This is a genomic window from uncultured Sphingomonas sp., assembly GCF_964021865.1.
Lineage (GTDB): Bacteria > Pseudomonadota > Alphaproteobacteria > Sphingomonadales > Sphingomonadaceae > Sphingomonas.
In genome coordinates this window covers 1-18,776 of sequence record NZ_CAXIAM010000001.1, presented here as the reverse complement: position 1 = coordinate 18,776, position 18,776 = coordinate 1, and the positions used below count along the sequence as shown (strand labels likewise).

Genomic DNA, 18,776 nt, shown 5'->3' with positions numbered 1-18,776 from the left:
CTTAACGGCTTCGCCCCTGTTTACAAGCAAGGTCGGACGTTTGCGCTGATGCCCGTCAACCGCCGCGCGCAACCTGCATTCCTTCGCCCGGCGCCCTCGGCCACCGCGCCAATTTCGACATCGACTATGCGATCGTTTCAGACCATGAACCGGGCATGCAGCCGGCACCTCTTCGTTTCGTCGTCCTGTGCGACGGTCTCGACTTCGAACAATGGCAGGCACGCAGCATCACCGAGGCCGTCGATGCGGGCGTTGCCGTGCCCGTCGGGGTGGTGATCCGCGAGGCTGACTCGCCGCCGGACAACAGCCGTCGATGGGCCCGGCGGTGGCAGGCGCGTCATCTGGCGATCTGGCGCGTCTTCGATCGCTTCTACATACGCCGCCGAAGCCGCGCGATTGAGCGCATCGATCTATCGGACGTGTTCGCCGACGTCCCGCAATGTCGCGACACCCCGGTCAAGCAGGGCAAGTTCGGCGAAGCCTTGAGCGATACAACGCTCGATTTCGTCCGCGCGCTGGCGCCCGATTTCGTGCTCCGGTTCAGCTACGGCATCGTGCGCGGCGATATCCTGAAGCTGCCGACCTATGGCGTATGGTCCTTTCATCATGGCGATCCGGCACGGTATCGCGGCCAGCCGCCCGGCTTCTGGGAGCTGGCGGAGGGATCGCCGGTCGCCGGAAGCATCCTGCAGGTGCTCAGCGACGAACTGGATGGCGGCAGGATCCTGTGGCAGGGCATGTTCCAGACCAACCGCTCCTCCTACGTCAAGACGCGCGACACGCTCTATCTCGGCAGCGCGTCGTGGGTAAGGACGACCTGCGCGGCCGTTCTCGCCACCGGGCGTCTTCCCACCGCGCCGGCCAGTCACGGCAAGGGCAAGATCTATCGTCAGCCGAACAACACGGCGATGCTGCGGTTTCTCTGGAAGACGCTCTGCGCGTTCGTCGCGACGCAAGTGACCTATCGCTTCTTCCGACAGGATTGGACCTGCGGCGTGATCGCCGCACCGATCGCGGACGTGGCGGGCTTGGCAGGGGCGGAGCGGCAGGCGCAGGCGCTGCGCAGCGTGCAGTGGATGAAACCGCCACGCGGCGAATTCTACGCCGACCCGTTCGGCCAGCAGACCGGCCCCGGCGACACCATCCGCCTGTTCTTCGAGCGACTAGACTGGCGAAAGAACCGCGGTGAGATCGCCACCGCCACCTACGCTGACGGTCGGTTCGGTGACACCTGGACGGTGCTGGAGACAGAGACGCATCTCTCTTACCCGTTCACGCTGGCGCTGGAGGGCGTCGCCGGGTTCGTCCCGGAACATGCAGCAGCCCGCGACGTCTCGCATTACGCGACCGGCCCGGACGGTGAGGTGACCGCCAAGGCGACGATGCTGCCCGACGCGCCGTTGATCGATACGAGCTTCGTCGCTTGGGATGGCAAGATTTGGGCGTTCGCGACCAAGGACACGGCCACCCACAACACCGATCTGTTCGTCTTTCATGCCGACAGCCTCGCCGGGCCGTGGCAGGCGCATCCGCTCAATCCGGTGAAGACCGACGTGAGAAGCGCGCGTCCGGCCGGCACGCCGTTCGTGATCGACGGCCGATTGTATCGCCCGGCACAGGATTGCTCGACCCATTACGGCAGCGCCGTATCGATCAACGAAGTGCTGACGCTGAGCGAGACCGAGTTCGAGGAGCGCGTCGTGGCGCGTGTCGAGCCGCGGGCGGACGGCGGCTATCGCTATGGCCTGCACACGATCTCGCAGGTCGGCGACATGACGCTGATCGACGGCGCCCGCAAGCAATGGGCACTGTCGTGACCCCGCCGTGGCGCTTTACTTGTAGGTGACCGGCCGGTGGCGTCGGTTGCTAAGCCGGGCCGCCCAATATTCCAGTACGCCATGCGCTTCGGCGAACTTGGACACGATGCCGAGCGCGGCGACGCGCACGGCTTGCCCCGCGCTCCAGCCCTGCCGCCTGTTCCTCGCGGCCTGGCGCAGCAGTTGCGCCGGATAGGCAGCCGCCACGACTGCCGCCAACCGCGCATCGACCGCCAACGATGCCACGATCGCCAACGGCAGTCCGACACCCCAGATCAGCGCGCGCCGCACGATCGCCGTCCCCTGCGGATCGCGCCCGGCCCCACCCCGGTCCAGGCACTGGCTGATGCCTAACCCGGCACGACGGCTGCGGCGATAGAATTGCCCCAGTCGCGTGATATTGGCGTCATGCGCGGTCATCGGGACGTCCAGCCGCCAGATTTCCCAGCCGGCGGCGCGCAACCGGCCGCACATCTCGGGCTCTTCGTGCGCGACCTGGTCATCGGCGAACCCGCCGACTTCGACGAATGCCTGCACGCGGACCAGCGCGTCGCCGCCACTGGCGTCCGCCTTTCCCACCGGCGTGTTCCACTCCCGATCGCACATCGCATTGTAGAGCGAGCGCTCGGGATGACGCTCGAACCGACGCCCGCATACGACCGCCACCTCGGGATGGGTCGCGAGAAAATCGAGCGCCGCCGGCAGCCATTCCGGCATGATCGTGCAATCGCCGTCGACGAACTGGATGAACTCGAGATCCGGTATTCGTTCGAGCGCCTTGTACGCTCCGGCATTGCGCCCACGGGCGGCGGTCAGCGGCGTGTCGGTGTGCAACGCGACCACCGCGGCGCCATGTGCGCCCGCCACCGCGATGCTGTCGTCGGTCGATGCGGAATCGGCATAGACCACGGTGACGCCCGCCGGCACCGAAGCAAGACACGCCGCAAGGCGCGGGCCCTCGTTTCTGCCGATGACGACGATGGCTAGGCGATGCTCCGGCACCCGTCGATCGTATAGCGAGAATTATGATCGTGCCTAGGCGCCCGACCGGTGATTTGCGTTTGCTCAGACGATCAGCCGCGAACGATCAGGCGCGATCCTGCGTGCGCTTCGCACCGCGATCGGGAGATGGACGATGTCGCGTTGTGCGGCATATATATGGCGGAGACGGAGGGATTCGAACCCTCGGTACGGTTTCCCGTACGACGCTTTAGCAAAGCGTTGGTTTCAGCCACTCACCCACGTCTCCGGGCCGGCGTAGGGCGCGGCTATAGCGAGGGGGATCGCCGCGATCAACCGGGTGCGCAACATTTCCGCACATCGCGCCTTCGACTCCGGTCGTCGCGCCGTTCATTGCCGCGACAGCAGCGCTCGGCCTATAACGACGCGATGGTCGAGGGGGCAGGCATGAAGCGGATCGCACAACGCAGCATCAGGGCGGCGATGCTGATCGCCGCGCTCGTCGGCGCGCCGCTCGGCGCCGCGGCGCAGGTGCGGACGATCGACCCGAACGCCGCGATCGACGGCGACGTCACCACCGCCCCGCCGCCGCGCAGCGTGCGCACGCCGACCGCCCCCGCTCCCGCCCGGCCGCTCCCCGCGACACCGCCGCAGGAGCCGACACCCGCGCCACAGACTCCACCCACCACCGGATCGGAGGTGCGCGCCGACGCGACCACCACCGCCGCCTCGACCTACAAGCGTGACGACCTGATCGCCGCCGGCGAGGGCGTGTTCGGCAAGGGCGCGGAGGGCTTCGCGCAGATCATCGAGAACATCCTGAAGGACCAGGGCGAGCCCAACGCCTATATCGCGGGCCGCGAGGCATCGGGCGCGTTCATCGTCGGCGTCCGCTACGGCTCCGGCATCATGACGCACAAGGTCGAGGGACAGCGGCCGGTCTACTGGACCGGACCGTCGGTCGGCTTCGACGTCGGCGGCGACGCCAACAAGGTGTTCGTGCTGGTCTACAACCTCTACGATTCGCACGAATTGTTCACGCGCTTCCCCGGCGCCGAGGGGCGGCTGTATTTCGTCGGCGGGTTCGCCGCGACCTATCTGCGCAAGGGCAATGTCGTGTTGATCCCGGTCCGGCTGGGCGTCGGCTGGCGCGCCGGGGTGAACGTCGGCTATATGAAGTTCACCGAAACCTCGAAATGGCTCCCCTTCTGACGCGCGCCTGACCGGCGGGGCGTCAGCGCCCGCCGGGGAAGCCGGTCGTCTCGAACCGCATCGGCGCCCCCTGCGGCGCGTCGCCGAGCTGATCGTCCCACATCGCCACCCGGCCGCGCACGATCGTTCCGATCGGCTTGCCGGTCAGCTCCATGCCGGTAAACGGCGACCAGCCCGCGCGCGAGCGCAGCCAGCGCTCCTCGATCGTCCAGCGCTTCTTGAGGTCGACGATCGTGAAGTCGGCGTCGTAACCCGCCGCGATGCGCCCCTTGCCGGTCAGCCCGAAGATCCGCTGCGCCCCCGCGCTGGTCAGCTCGATCACGCGCTGGAGCGACAGCCGCCCGTGCGCGACGTGATCGAGCAGCAACGGCAGCAGCGTCTGCACCCCCGGCATCCCGCTCGGGCTCGCCGGATAAGGCTTGGCCTTTTCCTCCAGCGTGTGCGGGGCGTGGTCGGAACCGATCACGTCGGGCACGCCCTGGTTGAGCCAATACCACAGCCCGTCGCGATGCGCGCCCGAGCGGATCGGCGGGTTCATCTGCGCCAGCGTGCCGATCCGCGGATAGGCTTCCTCGCCCGCCAGCGTCAGATGCTGCGGCGTGACCTCGCAGGTCGCGATATCCTTGTTCTGCCCGAGCAATTCCAGCTCGGCCGGCGTGGTGACGTGCAGGACGTGGATCCGCCGCCGCGCCGCGCGCGCCAGCCGCAGGATACGCGTCGTCGCCAGCAACGCGCTCTCGTCGTCGCGCCATACCGGGTGCGACGACGGATCACCCTCGATGCGCTCGCCCGCGCGCGCATTCATCCGGTCCTCGTCCTCAGCGTGGATCGCGACGCGGCGATGCCCGCTCGCCAGCACCTCGGCGAGCCGCGCATCCTCGCTGACCAGCAGGTCACCGGTCGACGCGCCCATGAAGATCTTCACCCCCGCGGTGCCCGGCAGCCGTTCCAGTTCCGCCAGATCGCGCGCATTGTGGTTGGTCGCGCCGACGTAGAAGGCGTGATCGCACCACATCCGCCCCCTGGCGCGGGTCAGCTTGTCCTCGATCGCCTCGGCCGAGTCGGTGTTGGGCTTGGTGTTCGGCATCTCGAACACCGCCACCACGCCGCCCATCACCGCGGCCTCGCTGCCGGTGGCGAGGTCTTCCTTGTGGACCAGCCCCGGCTCGCGGAAATGGACCTGCGTGTCGATAACGCCCGGCAGGATGTCGAGCCCGGTGCAGTCGATCGTCCGCCCCGCATCGCCGCGCGCGCCGATCGCGACGATCCGCCCGTCGCGCACGCCGACGTCGGCGGCCACGGGGCCGCCCGGCGTGTGCACCGTGCCACCGGTCAACAGGAGATCGTAGGTCGCCATCGTCAGCCCTTTCCGGCTCTTTCGCGGGGTCGCCGCTCTTCCTACCTTGGCGTCATGGACGATACCACCCCGGCGACGATGCTGGCCGATCGCGCGCTGTTGCGGCTGTCCGGCGAGGATGTGCGCGGCTTCCTTCAGGGATTGCTGACCAATGACGTGGCCGGGGCGCTGCCGGTGTGGGCGGGGCTGCTAACCCCGCAGGGCAAGGCGCTGTTCGACATGATCGTGTGGAGCGACGGCGACGACGTACTGCTCGACGTCGAGCGTGAGCAGCGCGAGGCGATCGCGCGCCGGCTGACGATGTACCGCCTGCGCCGTGCGATCACGATCGCGCCCGAGGACGCGCTGGCGGTGCACTGGGCCCCCGTCGCGCCGGACCGCACCCCCGACCCACGACTGGAGGCGCTCGGCGCGCGCTGGATCGCGCCACCGGCGCCTGCCGCGACGGGCTGGCACGAACACCGCCTGTCGCTGGGCGTGCCGGAGGGCGTCGCCGATCTAGGCGCGGGCGAGACGCTGTGGCTGGAGGCGAATGCGCGCGAGTTGCGCGGCGTCAGCTTCACCAAGGGCTGCTACGTCGGTCAGGAAAATACCGCGCGGATGCACCACCGCGATAAGGTCCGCCGCCGCCTGTTGGTCGCACCGCTCGACGAGAGCGACACGCGCAAGCGCTCGACCTATCCGCCGCTGGGCCTGATGGTGACGTTACGCCGGGTCGACACGCTCGGCGACGCGCACGTGCCGGATTGGCTGCCGGATGCCACCGACACCGACGAGCGAGATCAGAACTAACGCACCTGACGTCATTGCGAGCGTAGCGAAGCAATCCAGGGCCGGCTCACGACACCCCGGATTGCTTCGCTATGCTCGCAATGACAGCGCCCCTCTCTCCGGAGGTTCGCTTTAACGGCACCGATTAAAGCGGCCCGCCGCCGGTCAGGACCGGATAGCGGCAAGAGCCAAGCATCCACCGCCCCAAACAAAAAAGGAGGCCGGCTCGCGCCGACCTCCCTTTTTTCGGTCACCGAAGTGACCGACCTTACTGACCCGAACCCGGGCCGTAGGTGATCTCGACGCGACGGTTCTGCACTTCGCGGACGCCATCGGCGGTCTCGACGCGCAGCTTGGTCTCGCCGAACGCTTCGGTCGTCATCACGCCGTCCGGGATACCCTTCGACGCGAGGTACGCCTTCACGCCGTCTGCACGACGCTGCGAAAGGCCCACGTTGTACTTCGCCGAACCCGAGGTGTCGGTGTAACCAGCCAGCATGACCTGCGCGTTGTTGCAGCTCTGGTACTGGGTAACCGCGTTGTCGAGGATCGACGCTGCTTCCGGGGTGACGTCCGACTTGTTCCACTCGAAGAACACGATGAACGGACCCGGCGAGCAGACCACTTCCGGCGGCGGAGGCGGCGGCGGCGGGGGCGGAGGCGGCGGCGGCGGGGGCGGCGGAGGCGGCGGAGCCGCTTCTTCCGGTGCGCCGAAGTTGTACGTCACGCCACCCAGCAGGCTGTGCGAACGGAAACGACCGTCGTACGAGCTGCCGCGTGCGTCAAACAGGTTGACGTTGTCGGCGTTGAAGAAGCGATACTTCAGCGAAACGTCGACATTCTCGCTCAGCGGCGCGCGGATACCGGCCAGCGCCTGCCAGGCGAAGACGGTGTCCGAATCGTCGAGGAAGCGATAGGCGTTCGGCGCCGACATGCGGGCCTGGACGCGGGCAACACCCGCACCGCCGCCGACGAAGCCCTGCAGGCCATCGTCTTCACCGAAGTCGAGCAAACCGTTGACCATGAAGCTCAAGGCCGTGGTACGGCCGCCGACGCCATCATAGGTGCCCGGGTTCGCCTGGGTGGTGCCGCTGGTCGGAACGCCCGCGGTCGTGCGGAGGCTGTCGACGGTCGCGCGACGATAGCCGGCTTCGGTTTCGAGGCGGAACGCGCCGAAATCGTAACCGACGACGCCGTCGACGTCCCAACCATAGTCGTGATCGACAGTGGCGGTGCCGCTGCGGCTCGTCGCGGTACCAACGACGCTCCAGTCGATGTCCTCGACGATCATCGCACCGCCTTCAACGCCTACATACCACGCCTTGTCGCGCGCGAGCGCGGGCGTGGCGAGGGCGGTGGAGGCAAGCGCCATGATCATGGCAAGCTTACGCATCATAATCCCCTTTCCTTGGTGTCACTACGGACAGCGCAAACTCACTATCGGAAGGATGGTTTCCGAACAAGCTGACAAATACCGCCCACTGTGGCGCAATTGCCACACGTAAATTGACGCCACAGACGGTGTTATGCCGCGATAAGCCCATGCTTTCTAAGCATAATCAAGATCGTTTCGACGCAGGCACGAAGTTCGGCGTCGATCGTCGCGCCGCCGGTCGGCACGGTGATCGCCGCACCCTGCGCGCCCACCACCTGCACGCCGTCGATCAACATTCGCGTCGCGCGCAGCTCCCCGGTTCTCCACCCGTTCGCCTCACGGATCGCCATCTGCCCACTCGGCAGATGCCGGACGGCCAGACCGGGGCGCGGCGCGACGAACCGCCATCCGCCGGACGTCCATCCCGCGATCGCCCCCGCGTGCCCGCTCCAGACGCCGGTCGGGGCGGCGCCGACGATCCAGCATTGCCCCGGCTGCGGTGCAGCCGGCGGCGTGTTGCGGTCGATCTCTTCGACGCCGGCCTGCACCGCGATATCGAGGAGCGCCAACGCCTCGTTATGCCACATCTCCTTCTGCGCCTGCCCCGGCGCCAGCAGCGGCAGGCCGAGCCGCGCGCTATCCTCGTCGCTCATCGTCACTCTCCCTCGATCAAACCGCCGGCCGCGGCCGAAGCCGCCAGCGTGCCGAGCTGTCGCACCGTCACCCGCGCGGCGCCGGCCGGCACCATCGTCGCGGGCACCGTGACGCTCGCCGCATCGCTCTCGATCACCCGCGCGCCCGCGCCGTCGCCGATCGTCACGCGGTAACGCTCGCGTTCCTCGCCGAGCGGCGCATCCCCATCATCGCCCCACCGCCATCCCAACCGGCTGCGGCGTACCCAGCTCACGTCCACCTCGCCGCCGCCGCGCCGAACCGCGCGCAGCCGCACCGGCGACGGCGGCGCGATCGACGCGCCGGTCACCGCGATCGACATCGCCATCGGCTCGGCATCGCCGATCCCGCTGGCAAGCAGTCGGATCGTGTCGCCGACCTGCGCGCGCGGCAGCGCGATCGTCGCCACGCACCCGCGCTCGATCAGCGCGAACGCCGTCCCCGCCGCATGCGCCTGCGCCACGCACCCGCGCCGGGCGCGCAACAGCGTCGACAATCGCCAGCGGCGCGGCCCGATCTGCTCGGCATCGCGAAACTGGATCAGCTCCTCACCCAGCAACGCGAGGTTGCCACCGCGATCGAGCGTGGCGTCGTCGATCGACAACAAGGTCAGCGCATCATGCGCCAGCACCACGTCGATCGTCGCATGGCGGTCGGTCAACCACTCCGTCCCCGCAGCCACCGCCGCCGCCAATTGCCCGACGATCGCGGGCGCAGCCGTGCCGCCCGCCTCCTCCCAGGACGCGCCATCATCGTCGCTGGTCAGCAAGGCCGCCCCGCGCCACCCCGACGCGTCGCCGTTCGCCAGCACCGCCAGCCGCAGCGTCTCGCCGCGTCCGTCGTCGAGCGATGGCAGTTCGGCGGCGACCAGCATCGTCGCCGCCACCGGGCGATCCGGCGCCGCCAGCACGCGCCCTGCATCGGCCGGCGCCGTCCCTGCTCCCGTCTCCGATCCGCTATCCTGCGGTGTCAGCGACAACACCACCCCCCGCGCGCTCACCTCGGCGCGCGTCACCCGCCATGTCGCGCGCTCACCGGGAAAGCGCAGCGCGTCGCCCGGCGCAATGCCGGTCGCGGTCGCGTCCAGCGTCACCCGCCGGGTCACGCGCGCCCGCTCGGCGCGCTTCATCAATGCCTGCGCCAGACCCCGCGCCTGCACCGCCTCCAGGGCGGCGGACAGCTCCTGCGCATCCTCGCGCCAGCCGCCCCCGGGCCGCCCCGCCTGCTGCACCCCGATCTGGTAATCGCGCGCGGGATCGTAGCAGGAGACACGCACCCGCTGCGGCACCGTCTCGATCGGTTGCCGTCGCTCGCTCATCGCCGCATCCGCCGCCACTGTTAGGGGCGCGTCGGTTGTATCCGCAAAGCGCAGTGCGCCCCCGGCGGGCACGAACCAGCCGCCCGCGATCGTCGCCAGCATCTCCAGCGCACCCGCAACGCTCTCCCCCCCGGTCGCATAGCCGGGCAGCGCCGCCTGCGGCCCCGCCCCCACAATCGCGCCCACGCCCAGCGCCCCCGCGACCGCACCGATCGTCGGCGTGGCAGCGTCGCCGATCACCTCGAAGCTCAGCGAGGGAATGCGGTTGCCGAACGGCTCCAGCGGCAGGTTCTCGAACACCGCATAGGCGGTTCCCCGATAGGCCGGGGCCTGATCCTCCAGCGCGGCGATCAGCGGATCGGGCGTCTGCGCCTCGTCGCCGCGATACAGCCGCATCGTCACCGGCGACTTCCAGTCGCCCGCCGCCCCGCGCAACAGCTTGCCCTCGGCCCAGATGCGCCCGATCCCGACGATCGGCCGCGCCGACAGCGCCACCGCGAACGACGCGGCGTAGCGATAGCCCTCGACTCCCGGTCGCCCCTTGCCGCCCCGCGTGACGCTGCGGGTCTCGATCAGGTCGGTGGCCCAGATCACGCACCCCGCGACGCGCGTCGTCCCAAAGACCTTCGCGATCGGCGTGCCATAGGAGGACGTCTGCACCTTCAGGTCGGTCAGCCGCCCCCCCGCCCGCGTCCGCGTCAGCACCGGCCCCAGCACGCGGCGATCGACCGCATTCCCCAGCGCCGCGCCCAGCGCGCCGCCCACCGGCCCGCCGACCGCGCTGCCGACCGCGGTCAGCACCAATGTCGCCATCTCACCCTCCTTGCGGCGTCCAGCGCCACGCTCCCTCGATCGGCCACGGCACCGCGCCCGGCCGTGCAACGACGCGCCGCGCCAGCGCATCGGCGTGGATGATCCCGTCGTACGCGCGCACCGCCAGATGCAGCTGGGTCGCGCCAACCCGGCACAACAGCACATCGCCCGCCGCCGCACCGTCGCACACGATCAGGCCCGGCGGCACCGACCCCGGTGAAACACGCCCCCGTGACACAGCGTAATCGCGCGGCACCGTGACGTCGGCACCGGCCCGCCGCAACGCGACGCCGACCAGCCCGACGCAATCCAGCCCCAGCGCCGGATCGCGCCCCTGCATGCGGAACCGCACTCCGACCAACGCCTGTGCGGCGGCGAGCACCCGCTCGCCGCCCACCCGCTCCGGCCCCGTCATTCGCCCGGATACCGCGTCAACAGGTCGATCCCGGGCAGATGCGGTTCGCCACGGAAGTTCGCGACATTCCCGAAGCGCGCCGCGCACGTCGCCAGCCGCCGGTCGCACCCCTCCGTCACCTGACCAGCACACCGGGCGCGACCGCGAACGCCGGCGCTTGACGCAGCGTCAGCACCGCCCCAGCCGACCGCTCGATCGCGCTGGCCAGCCCCGCATTCGCGCCGCCGAACCAGCGCAGCACCCCCTCGCCATACGCATCGGCGACCGGCTCGCCCGCATCCAGCGTCACCTCGGCCCCCGCGCCCGCCATCACCCGCGCGAAGCGGCGGCGCGGCGCCATCGCCACCCGGCACCGCGCATCGCCCAGCGTGGCGCGACACGTCGGCGACGTCGTCTCGCTCGCCGGCCGCTCGAGTCGCGCCTGCGCACCGCGCAGCTCGGCGGTGAAGCCATGCTCGTCCAGCTCGACCTCGCCGATCCGGCCTTCACCCAGCGGGATCGCTCCGCGCCCCGGATCGCTCCAGTCGACCGCGCAGATCACCACCCGCGCGCCGTCCCAGCGCCCGGCGAGCAGGTCGTCGCGCCGGAACGCGCCCGTGCCCAGCGCGCCGCTCACCTCCATCGTGTCGGCGTTCAGCCCCTCGCCGCGCACGATCGCCGACGGCACCATCCCCGGCGCGGCGCGATAGGTCACGCCGTCCACCGCCAGATCGCGATCATGGTCGGTCAGCGCCAGCATCACCCCGTCGCGCCGCTCGACCCGCCAGCACAAGGCCTGTGTCACCAGCTGATCGCTCATGCCTCGCGCACCTCGATCAGCGGTACGGAGGGCGCGGCCCCGGCCAGATAGGTCGCGCGGGTCACGCTCAGATGATCCTCGGCGAAGCGCACCGGCACGTCGAAGTCGAAAGACGCCGCCACCACGGCCCCCTGCGCCGGCGCGGCATCGAGCGTCACCACACCACCCGCCGACACGGTGAAGCCGGCCGTCGCCACACCGTCGACAAAGACGCGCACGCTTCCGGCCACCGGCCGCGTGATGCGCCGCGTCGCCGCGCCATATCGCCGCAGCAGCACGAACCGACGGGTCACGCCGTCGCCCGTGCCGATCGTCTCGCCGGTCGCCCGCCAGTCGAACGGATCGCGCAGCCGGAACCCGCGCGCCGCGCCCATCCGCGCGCGGAAGAACGCCAGCAGCATCGCGACATCCGCCTCGCTGCGCACCCCCGGCCCGACGTCGTAGCGCGTGCGCGCCTCCGCCCAGCCGGCGCTGCGCGTCTCGCGCCCGCCCGCGCTGGTCGTCACGCCGGTCGAAAAGGTCGGCGTCACCTCCGCCTCGCGCCCCAGCGCCAGCGGGAACATCACATCGTCGAACGCCTCCACCGCGCCCTCCTCCTGCCAATAGACCAGCCCGTCGCGCAGCACCTGCGGCAGCGCCCAGAGATAGACGCGCGTCACCCCGCGCGCCTGCGCCGCGCCCGCCGCCGTCACGATCGCCGGCCATTGCCCGCGATCCGCGCCGCGCAGCACGAAACCGGAAAGATAGTCCTGCGCCGCCGCCGGGTAGCCGAGCCGCGCCGTCGCCACCGCCGCGCCGCGCGCGCTCGCCGCGGTGTCGCCGGCGGTGACCCAGTCGTAATCCTCGAGCTGGAGCACATCGAACGCCGGGGCCGCCCAGCCGAGGGGCAGGTTCATCCGCACCACCTCCGGCGCGGTGGCATCAAGCACGGTCGGCAGGTACGCGAGCAGATAGGTCGTGCACCCCGGCGCCGCCGCCTTCACCGCTGCCGCCAGCGCCCTGGTCGACGCCGCCAGCGCCGCCCCCGCACGATCCAGCGTCGCGCGTTGCGCCTCGCTCAGAGCATCGCGCACGCTCGCGATCGCCACCGGCGCGAACGCCGCCTTCGCACTGTCGTCGTACAGGCATGGCCGCCCATCCGGCATCACCCACCACCACGGCTCGCCGATCTGGAAGTGCGGCGCCAGCCCTGCCGCCGCCCCGATCCCCAGAAACGCCAGTGCGATCCCACGCAGATACGCCATCGCCGCCGCATGGCTCGGCGACAGCAAGGTCGAGGGCGGCACCCACCCGGTCAGTGCCGGCGATCCATCCGCCGCGCGCTGCTTCCACGCCGGCGGGCAATGCGCATCGAACAATTCGTAGGACAACGACCAGACGACGTCATAACCGAGCGTCTTCGCCCGCGCCGCAAAGTCCCGGTGCCACGCCGCGCACGCGACGTTCAGCGCGCCCTCCACCAGTCCGCCGCGCAGCCGGAAATAGTGGCTCATGCCGACGTAATGGACGATCCCGCCGCGATAGCCGAGCTGCAGCATATTGCGCAGCAATCGCGCCGGGGTCAGGTGATAGCTGTCGTCATATCCGTTCGCGATCCGCAGATCATGGTCGGGCAGCACCACGTCGCCGATGGCGATCACCGCCCCCGCCCCGGCGCACGCGATCTCGCTCAGCTCGACCCACGCCTCCACCGGTTCCGCCAGCGCCCCGCCGGTCGCAGCGTAGCCGGGCGCCACCAGCGACACGAACATCCGGTCGATATCGCCCGCCCACACCGGATCGCGCTCGCCCGGCAGCAGGAAGCCGCCATCGACCGCGGCGAAGTCGATCGACACGCGCGCATCCTGCGGCGTCCCGGTCGCATAATTCCACAGCCGCACGTACCACGCCCGCGCCTGCCCCGCCGCGTCGCGCCCCTCGATCGTCAGCACCGGGCCGTTGACCGCGTCCAGCGCCAGCACCCCCGCCGACCGCCACCGAAACGACAACCGGCACGCGCGATAGTCGCGCGCCGTGTCGTAGCGCAGCAGCGGATGGTCGTGGCGGTCGGCGCTCTCCCAGATCAGCCCGGCCAGATCGTCGCGGTTGTAGAACACCGCATCGACGCGCAGCGCATCGGCCGCGATCGTCGTAATCGCCGCCATCATCGGCCGCGGAAAATCAACCGACCAGTACACGGGATCGAAGCGCGTCATCACGCCCATTGCCTGCGCGGTGCGCGCCGTGGTCAACCAATGCCCCATCACTCCGCCTCCATCAGCGCCGCACGCACCGCGCGCGCCACCTGCCGGCTCGATCGCGCCATCGCCTCGGGCGCGGCGGTGCCACCGGCGTTGATCGTGATCGCCACCCGCACGTCGCGCGCGCCGCCACTGCCGGGCACCGCCACCTGCCCGCTGGTCGTCGGCACGAACACCTCCGGCCCGCGCTCCCCGACCAGATAGGCACGCCCCGGGCTCACCGGCCCGCCGGTCGCCCGACCCGGCAACCCCAGCAACCCGGTCAGCACGCCCGCCAGCCCCCCGCCGCCACTGCCGAGCACGCTGGTGATCCCCCTCTTCAGCGCCGCCGTCGCGATCTCGCCCAGCGCGTGCAGCGCCACGGACTTCAGATCGTCGAACCCCAATTTGCCGGTCCGCACCGCACGCGCCAGCGCGGTCTCGACCGCCCGCCCCGCGCGCTGCGCACCGCTGCCCAATCCGCCCTCCAGCGTCGCGCGCATCGCCGCCACGTCGCGCGCGAACCCGCCGGTGTCGGCGCGCACGCCGATCACCAGCCGCTCGATCTCCTCATCCATCGGGAAAAGCCTCCTGCATCGCCGCGATCGTCGCGGCATCCGGGGGCGTCGCCGCCTCGGGCGCGCACGCGCGCACCAGCGCCGCCAGTTCCGCGGGCGTCGCGCGCCAGAAATCGTCCGGCCGCCACCCGAACACCGCGCCCGTCAGCCCGGCCAGCCGCCCCGCCGCTTCGGCGAAACGACTGACTCCCGCCTCGGCGAAGGTCGTCATCGCCCCGCGAGGATCTGCGTCAGCAGCACCTTCAGCGCCGGTGTCGCCGCACTGACTCCCGCCGCCACCACCGCCTCGCCCAGCGCCTCGCGCGTCAACGCCGGCGGTGCCTCGTGCCGGCAATGCCAGAACAGGCCGACCAGCTCGTCGAGCCGCAGCAACCCCCCCGCCGCCCGCTCAACCAGTGCGAACAGCGGCCCCAGTTCCTGCTCCGCCGCCACCAGCGCCGCGAAGGTGGGGCGCAGCACCAGCATTTCGCCCGCCACCCGCACGGCGGCTTCTCCGCGTATCGGGTTCATGCGCTCACCACCGGGCCGGAGCTTTCCAGCGCCAGCGTGTAGCTGCGCTCGCCGTTGTAATCCCCGGCATAGTCGAGCCGCGTGACCAGGAACCGCCCGGTCATCGTCTCGCCGCTCTCGAACGTCAGCCGGTAATCGTCGAGCGTGCCCGCCAGCGCGCTCGCCTTGACGCGCACCTCCGCCGCCGATCCGGTGAACACGCCCGCCGCCGCCACGCTCACCGATCGCACGCCGGCGCCCGACAGCAATTCGCGCCACCCGCCCGAATCCTTGCTGGTGATCGCCACCCCCTCGCCGTTGACGCTCAGCTGCGTCGTGCGCAGCCCCGCCACCGTCCGGTACGTCACCGGGGTCGCGCCATCGCCGACCTTCAGCAGGAACGCACTGCCCTTCTCCGCCGCCATCTCAATCCTCCGCCATGATCCGCACCCGCACGTCGACCAGCGCCGACCAGCGCCCCGCGCTCTCGCTCACCAGCACGTTGCGCACCGGCACCGCCGTCACCACGCGCCACCCCGCGACGCCGGGCAGCGCCAGCAGCACCGCCTGCGCATCCGCCGCCAGCGCCACCGCGCGCGCGCCGCTCTCGCCCGCGTCGCGCACCGCCACGCCGATCCGCAGCTCGCGTCCGGCGCGGTCCTTCGTCCCCCAGTCGCTCTCGCTCCATTCGCGCAGCGTCAGGAACGGCACCGTGCCCTTCTCCGCCGCGCTCTCGAACACCCGCGTCACCGCCACCTGCGCGCGCAGCCGCGCCAGCACCGCCGCGCGCATCACTGCCGCCACCACGCCAGCGACGGATCCTCCACCCAGCGCCGCTTCAGCCCGCGCGCGCCGACCTCGACGCCGTCGTCGCGCTCCGCGATCTCGGCTTCGGGCAGCACGTCGCGCAACCGCGCCACCACCCGCGCGCGGACCCGCGCCACCGCGCGCTTCATGCGTGCACCGGCTGCGCGAGCGCGACGCTGCGGAACGGCCGCCACAGCGCGCTCACCGCCGCCGGCACCGGCGTGCTCCCCGCGCGGTCGCTGAACAGATGCGCCGCCAGCATCGCCACGCCCTGCCGCAACGGCGCGGGCAGCCCTGCCCAGCCGCTCGCCAGCCCGGCGGTGAAGGTGACGCGCAGCGCGCCATCGCCCTTCACCCAGCCGACGCCCTGCGCATCGATGTCGATCGCCGCGCCATTGGCGACGATCGCGCTGACCGGCGCGGCGGGCAGTGCCTGCCACCCCGCTGCCGCGGCCAGATCGACCACCAGCTCGCGCGCGATCAGCACGCGTCCGGTGAATTGCTCCGCCAGCCCCAGCGCCGCCTCGACGAACGCCAGCGCCAGCGCATCGTCGTCGATCGTCGCCGCGCGCAATGCCGTGCGCACCGCCGCCAGCGCCAGCGCACGATCCCCCGCCCCCAGCGTCACCACGCCGGGCGCCCCTGCCACCCATGTCATATGAAACCTCCGTCAGCCGGACGGAGGGGGACCGTGTCCCCACCCCTTCCGTCACCCCGGCGAAGGCCGGGGTCCATCTCTCCGCGCACACCGCCATCACGGCGCGCAGACGACACCCGCCCGTCATCGCGAGCGAAGCGACGCGATCCAGAGCCGCACACGTTACCGCCGCGACCGTCCCGCCCACCAACGCGGCAACACCGTCAGACGGAGGACGGCGTGCGCCGCCCTCCGCTGCCCGGCCTTGCCGAGTCCTGCGATTGCCTGTGCAATCGCAGGCTCAGCTTGCGGCGAACCGCAGCAGCTTGATCGCCTCGCTGTTCGACACGCACCCGCCGACGCGCTTGGTCGCGTAGAAGGTCACGAACGGCTTGTTGCTGTACGGATCGCGCAACACATTGGTCTCGCTGCGCTCGGCGATCAGATAGCCGAACTTGAAATTGCCGAACGCCACCGCATGCGCGCCCGCCGCGATGTCGGGCATGTCCTCGGCCTCGACCACCGGATAGCCGAGCAGGCTGGCCGGCTGCCCCGCCGCCATGCCGGGCTGCCACAGGAACTGCCCGTCGCTGGTCTTGAACTTGCGGATGCGCGCCGCGGTCGCCGCGTTCATCACGAAGGTCGCGCCCTGCCGGTACGGCGCGCGCAGCGCCTGCACTAGATCGATCAGCCGCTCCGCCCCGTTCGCGCCGAAGTCGCCGGCGGTGCCGGTCGGCAGATATTGCAGCGTCCCGAACGGGCGCGTCGCGTCCCCGGTGGCCGCGGTCGGCGCCTGCAGGAAGCCGCGCGGGCGGTTGACGCCATTCCCGCCGACGAACGCCGCGCCCTCGGCCTTGGCGAACTCCGCCGCGATCTCGCCCGCAAGCCACGCCTCGACGTCGAACAGCGCATCGTCGAGCATCGCCTGGCTCGCCGAGGGATTAGCGTACAGCTCGCCCATCGGCGGCGCGATCTCGACGAACGTCGGCGTCGCCGTCACCGGCCGCACGTCGGTTTCCGCCGCCCAGCCCGACGGCGTCCCGCCGGTCGTCACCAGCTTGCGATATCCCGCCGTACCGACCTGCACGACGTTCGCGATGCTGCGGATCGGGCTGGCGTTCTTCAGCACCGCATCGATCTGCGCGTCGATCTCCCTGGGGATCGCATAGCCGCCCTGGTCGCCGGTCGTGCCGGTGAACGCCTTCTGCTCGACCACGATCCCCGACCGCACGAAGCCGTCGAACGCCGCGCCGCCGCCCACGCGTGCGCCATCCAGCACCGGGCGTGCCACCACCGTATCGCTCATGCTCTTCTCCACGAAAAAGGGGTCCCGAGACCCCGGTAAAATCAGGCCCGGTAAAATCAGGCGTCGAGGATTGGCTCGACGCGCGCGGCGGGCTGCATCGGCACCGCCACCAGGCTCACCTCGACCAGATCGGCGCGCAGGATCGCGCGCCACGCGCCCTGCTGCACCACCCGCGCGCGATACCCGACCGACAGCCCCGGCAACGCCCGCGCGCGCACCAACCGCGCGACCTCGTCGTCCGCAACCTGCGCCTCGACGCGCAAGCCCCGCGCATCCTCGCCGATCGTCAGCACCGTGCCGACCGGCGCGCCGCGATGCTGCATCAGCAGCGGTACCGGCCCCGCGTCCGCGAACGCTCCGCGCCGGATGACGTCCCCCGCCCGGTCGACCGTATCGAACACCGCCGCATAGCCCGCGATCCTCACTTGATCGCCCCCGGCTTCAGCAGGCCGTCCAGCCCCAGCCGCACCGCGATCCCCGCGAGCAGCAGCGCGAACACCACCCGCATCACCCACGCCGCCAGCGCGCGCCACGCCGAGCGCTTCGCATCGCGCCACGCGCGCAACAGCTCACGCAGTTCGGCGACGTCCCCCGCCGCACCGTCATCGGCCAGCCCGAGCCGCTTCAGCGCGCGCACCGCGCCCAGCTCGCCCGCCTCCTCGACGATCCCGCGCAAGGTCGCGATCGCCGCGCCCTCGTCGCACCCCTGCGCCAGCAATTGCGCCAGCACGTTTCCCCCGGCGGCGCTCACGACCAATCCACCATCTGCCGCTTCTCGTCGGCCGAGAGGAAGTCGGCCTCCGCGACCATCCGCCACAATTGCGCACGATCCTCGACCAGCGCCGGCACGCGATCGAGATCGACCTGCAACCGCGCGTCGGGAAAGTCCGCCGCCAACCCCTCGCGCACCGCCGACAGGATCGCGCCTGCCAGCGGCAGCACCGTCAGCCGCCACAGGGCGCGGTTCGCTTCCTTGTAATTGGCATGCGTGCTGTCGCCGGGCAGCCCGAGCAGCATCGGCGGCACCCCGAACGCCAGCGCGATCTCGCGCGCCGCCGCCGCCTTGGTGCCCGCAAAGTCCATGTCGGCGGGCGTCAGGCTCATCGCCTGCCACTTCAGCCCGCCTTCCAGCAGCATCGGCCGCCCGGCATTGGCCGCGCCCGCGAAACCCTGCTCCATCTCGTCGCGCAGCCGCCGGAACTGCTCGGGGCTCAGCACCGATCCGTCGCCG

21 protein-coding genes, 1 tRNA gene and 1 pseudogene are annotated in these 18,776 nt (G+C 70.8%); 3 read left to right on the top strand and 20 right to left on the bottom strand.

Annotated elements, in window-relative coordinates:
• Positions 1–155 precede the first annotated feature (155 nt).
• A complete protein-coding gene (locus tag AADI75_RS00115; protein ID WP_341207032.1) occupies positions 156–1,817 on the top strand; it encodes a hypothetical protein in 1,662 nt (553 codons plus the stop codon).
• Positions 1,818–1,832: 15 nt separating this feature from the next.
• Here the strand turns inward: AADI75_RS00115 and AADI75_RS00110 are convergent, their stop codons facing one another.
• Positions 1,833–2,819 carry a glycosyltransferase gene (locus AADI75_RS00110; RefSeq protein WP_341207031.1) on the bottom strand — a complete coding sequence of 329 codons (987 nt, stop codon included), beginning with the start codon at positions 2,817–2,819 and terminating at the stop codon, positions 1,833–1,835.
• A 157-nt stretch (positions 2,820–2,976) separates the two neighbouring features.
• Positions 2,977–3,066 (bottom strand) — tRNA-Ser (locus tag AADI75_RS00105).
• 158 nt (positions 3,067–3,224) lie between these two features.
• On the opposite strand from AADI75_RS00105, the gene AADI75_RS00100 reads away from it, so the two are divergent.
• The gene (locus AADI75_RS00100) at positions 3,225–3,989 is read left to right on the top strand and encodes a DUF1134 domain-containing protein (RefSeq protein ID WP_341207030.1); all 765 of its coding nucleotides are present in this window, start codon (positions 3,225–3,227) and stop codon (positions 3,987–3,989) included.
• Between the two features lie 22 nt (positions 3,990–4,011).
• Here AADI75_RS00100 and AADI75_RS00095 read toward each other — a convergent pair whose 3' ends face one another.
• Positions 4,012–5,346, bottom strand: a complete 1,335-nt coding sequence (locus AADI75_RS00095; RefSeq protein WP_341207029.1) for a dihydroorotase — start codon at positions 5,344–5,346, stop codon at positions 4,012–4,014.
• 54 nt (positions 5,347–5,400) lie between these two features.
• Here AADI75_RS00095 and AADI75_RS00090 point away from each other — a divergent pair, with 54 nt between their 5' ends.
• A complete protein-coding gene (locus tag AADI75_RS00090; protein WP_341207028.1) occupies positions 5,401–6,138 on the top strand; it encodes a folate-binding protein in 738 nt (245 codons plus the stop codon).
• Between the two features lie 247 nt (positions 6,139–6,385).
• On the opposite strand, the gene AADI75_RS00085 is transcribed toward AADI75_RS00090, so the two are convergent.
• The 17 genes and pseudogenes from AADI75_RS00085 to AADI75_RS00005 all read right to left on the bottom strand — a co-directional run.
• Entirely contained in the window at positions 6,386–7,510 is a 1,125-nt protein-coding gene (locus AADI75_RS00085) for an OmpA family protein (protein WP_341207027.1), read from the bottom strand.
• A gap of 131 nt (positions 7,511–7,641) precedes the next feature.
• Positions 7,642–8,145: a DUF2793 domain-containing protein gene (locus AADI75_RS00080; RefSeq protein WP_341207026.1), complete on the bottom strand. Its 504-nt coding sequence runs from the start codon at positions 8,143–8,145 to the stop codon at positions 7,642–7,644.
• 2 nt (positions 8,146–8,147) lie between these two features.
• On the bottom strand, positions 8,148–10,295 hold the full coding sequence (locus AADI75_RS00075; RefSeq protein WP_341207025.1) for a phage tail protein: 2,148 nt from the start codon (positions 10,293–10,295) through the stop codon (positions 8,148–8,150).
• A 1-nt stretch (position 10,296) separates the two neighbouring features.
• The gene (locus AADI75_RS00070; protein ID WP_341207024.1) at positions 10,297–10,710 is read right to left on the bottom strand and encodes a peptidoglycan endopeptidase; all 414 of its coding nucleotides are present in this window, start codon (positions 10,708–10,710) and stop codon (positions 10,297–10,299) included.
• A pseudogene (locus tag AADI75_RS00065) lies at positions 10,707–11,509 on the bottom strand (DUF2163 domain-containing protein). Before AADI75_RS00065 ends, AADI75_RS00070 begins: the two are co-directional and overlap by 4 nt.
• Complete coding sequence (locus AADI75_RS00060) at positions 11,506–13,752, bottom strand: DUF2460 domain-containing protein (protein WP_341207023.1); 2,247 nt, start codon at positions 13,750–13,752, stop codon at positions 11,506–11,508. The pseudogene AADI75_RS00065 and the gene AADI75_RS00060 overlap by 4 nt, the downstream one beginning before the upstream one ends.
• Complete coding sequence (locus AADI75_RS00055) at positions 13,752–14,306, bottom strand: tail tape measure protein (RefSeq protein ID WP_341207022.1); 555 nt, start codon at positions 14,304–14,306, stop codon at positions 13,752–13,754. The genes AADI75_RS00060 and AADI75_RS00055 overlap by 1 nt, the downstream gene beginning before the upstream one ends.
• Positions 14,299–14,517, bottom strand: a complete 219-nt coding sequence (locus AADI75_RS00050) for a phage tail assembly chaperone (RefSeq protein WP_341207021.1) — start codon at positions 14,515–14,517, stop codon at positions 14,299–14,301. The genes AADI75_RS00055 and AADI75_RS00050 overlap by 8 nt, the downstream gene beginning before the upstream one ends.
• Positions 14,514–14,816: a GTA-gp10 family protein gene (locus AADI75_RS00045; RefSeq protein WP_341207020.1), complete on the bottom strand. Its 303-nt coding sequence runs from the start codon at positions 14,814–14,816 to the stop codon at positions 14,514–14,516. Before AADI75_RS00045 ends, AADI75_RS00050 begins: the two co-directional genes overlap by 4 nt.
• Entirely contained in the window at positions 14,813–15,220 is a 408-nt protein-coding gene (locus AADI75_RS00040; protein WP_341207019.1) for a phage tail protein, read from the bottom strand. Before AADI75_RS00040 ends, AADI75_RS00045 begins: the two co-directional genes overlap by 4 nt.
• Position 15,221: 1 nt before the next feature.
• Positions 15,222–15,599, bottom strand: a complete 378-nt coding sequence (locus AADI75_RS00035) for a DUF3168 domain-containing protein (protein ID WP_341207018.1) — start codon at positions 15,597–15,599, stop codon at positions 15,222–15,224.
• Entirely contained in the window at positions 15,587–15,739 is a 153-nt protein-coding gene (locus AADI75_RS00030; RefSeq protein WP_341207017.1) for a hypothetical protein, read from the bottom strand. The genes AADI75_RS00035 and AADI75_RS00030 overlap by 13 nt, the downstream gene beginning before the upstream one ends.
• An 8-nt stretch (positions 15,740–15,747) precedes the next feature.
• Positions 15,748–16,260 (bottom strand): hypothetical protein, encoded by a 513-nt coding sequence (locus AADI75_RS00025; protein ID WP_341207016.1) that lies wholly within the window; start codon positions 16,258–16,260, stop codon positions 15,748–15,750.
• A gap of 280 nt (positions 16,261–16,540) precedes the next feature.
• Positions 16,541–17,545 (bottom strand): phage major capsid protein, encoded by a 1,005-nt coding sequence (locus AADI75_RS00020; RefSeq protein WP_341207015.1) that lies wholly within the window; start codon positions 17,543–17,545, stop codon positions 16,541–16,543.
• A 56-nt stretch (positions 17,546–17,601) separates the two neighbouring features.
• Positions 17,602–17,970 (bottom strand): HK97 family phage prohead protease, encoded by a 369-nt coding sequence (locus tag AADI75_RS00015; protein WP_341207014.1) that lies wholly within the window; start codon positions 17,968–17,970, stop codon positions 17,602–17,604.
• On the bottom strand, positions 17,967–18,296 hold the full coding sequence (locus tag AADI75_RS00010; protein ID WP_341207013.1) for a DUF6127 family protein: 330 nt from the start codon (positions 18,294–18,296) through the stop codon (positions 17,967–17,969). The genes AADI75_RS00015 and AADI75_RS00010 overlap by 4 nt, the downstream gene beginning before the upstream one ends.
• A partial coding sequence (locus AADI75_RS00005; protein WP_341207012.1) for a phage portal protein occupies positions 18,293–18,776 on the bottom strand: 484 nt, incomplete at its 5' end. The genes AADI75_RS00005 and AADI75_RS00010, both read right to left, overlap by 4 nt.

Coding starts and splice junctions, on each gene's coding strand:
- AADI75_RS00115 (WP_341207032.1), top strand. CDS start 156: ATGCAGCCGGCACCTCTTCGTTTCGTCGTCCTGTGCGACGGTCTCGAC.
- AADI75_RS00100 (WP_341207030.1), top strand. CDS start 3,225: ATGAAGCGGATCGCACAACGCAGCATCAGGGCGGCGATGCTGATCGCC.
- AADI75_RS00095 (WP_341207029.1), bottom strand. CDS start 5,346: ATGGCGACCTACGATCTCCTGTTGACCGGTGGCACGGTGCACACGCCG.
- AADI75_RS00090 (WP_341207028.1), top strand. CDS start 5,401: ATGGACGATACCACCCCGGCGACGATGCTGGCCGATCGCGCGCTGTTG.
- AADI75_RS00085 (WP_341207027.1), bottom strand. CDS start 7,510: ATGCGTAAGCTTGCCATGATCATGGCGCTTGCCTCCACCGCCCTCGCC.
- AADI75_RS00080 (WP_341207026.1), bottom strand. CDS start 8,145: ATGAGCGACGAGGATAGCGCGCGGCTCGGCCTGCCGCTGCTGGCGCCG.
- AADI75_RS00075 (WP_341207025.1), bottom strand. CDS start 10,295: ATGGCGACATTGGTGCTGACCGCGGTCGGCAGCGCGGTCGGCGGGCCG.
- AADI75_RS00070 (WP_341207024.1), bottom strand. CDS start 10,710: ATGACGGGGCCGGAGCGGGTGGGCGGCGAGCGGGTGCTCGCCGCCGCA.
- AADI75_RS00060 (WP_341207023.1), bottom strand. CDS start 13,752: ATGGGGCATTGGTTGACCACGGCGCGCACCGCGCAGGCAATGGGCGTG.
- AADI75_RS00055 (WP_341207022.1), bottom strand. CDS start 14,306: ATGGATGAGGAGATCGAGCGGCTGGTGATCGGCGTGCGCGCCGACACC.
- AADI75_RS00050 (WP_341207021.1), bottom strand. CDS start 14,517: ATGACGACCTTCGCCGAGGCGGGAGTCAGTCGTTTCGCCGAAGCGGCG.
- AADI75_RS00045 (WP_341207020.1), bottom strand. CDS start 14,816: ATGAACCCGATACGCGGAGAAGCCGCCGTGCGGGTGGCGGGCGAAATG.
- AADI75_RS00040 (WP_341207019.1), bottom strand. CDS start 15,220: ATGGCGGCGGAGAAGGGCAGTGCGTTCCTGCTGAAGGTCGGCGATGGC.
- AADI75_RS00025 (WP_341207016.1), bottom strand. CDS start 16,260: ATGACATGGGTGGCAGGGGCGCCCGGCGTGGTGACGCTGGGGGCGGGG.
- AADI75_RS00020 (WP_341207015.1), bottom strand. CDS start 17,545: ATGAGCGATACGGTGGTGGCACGCCCGGTGCTGGATGGCGCACGCGTG.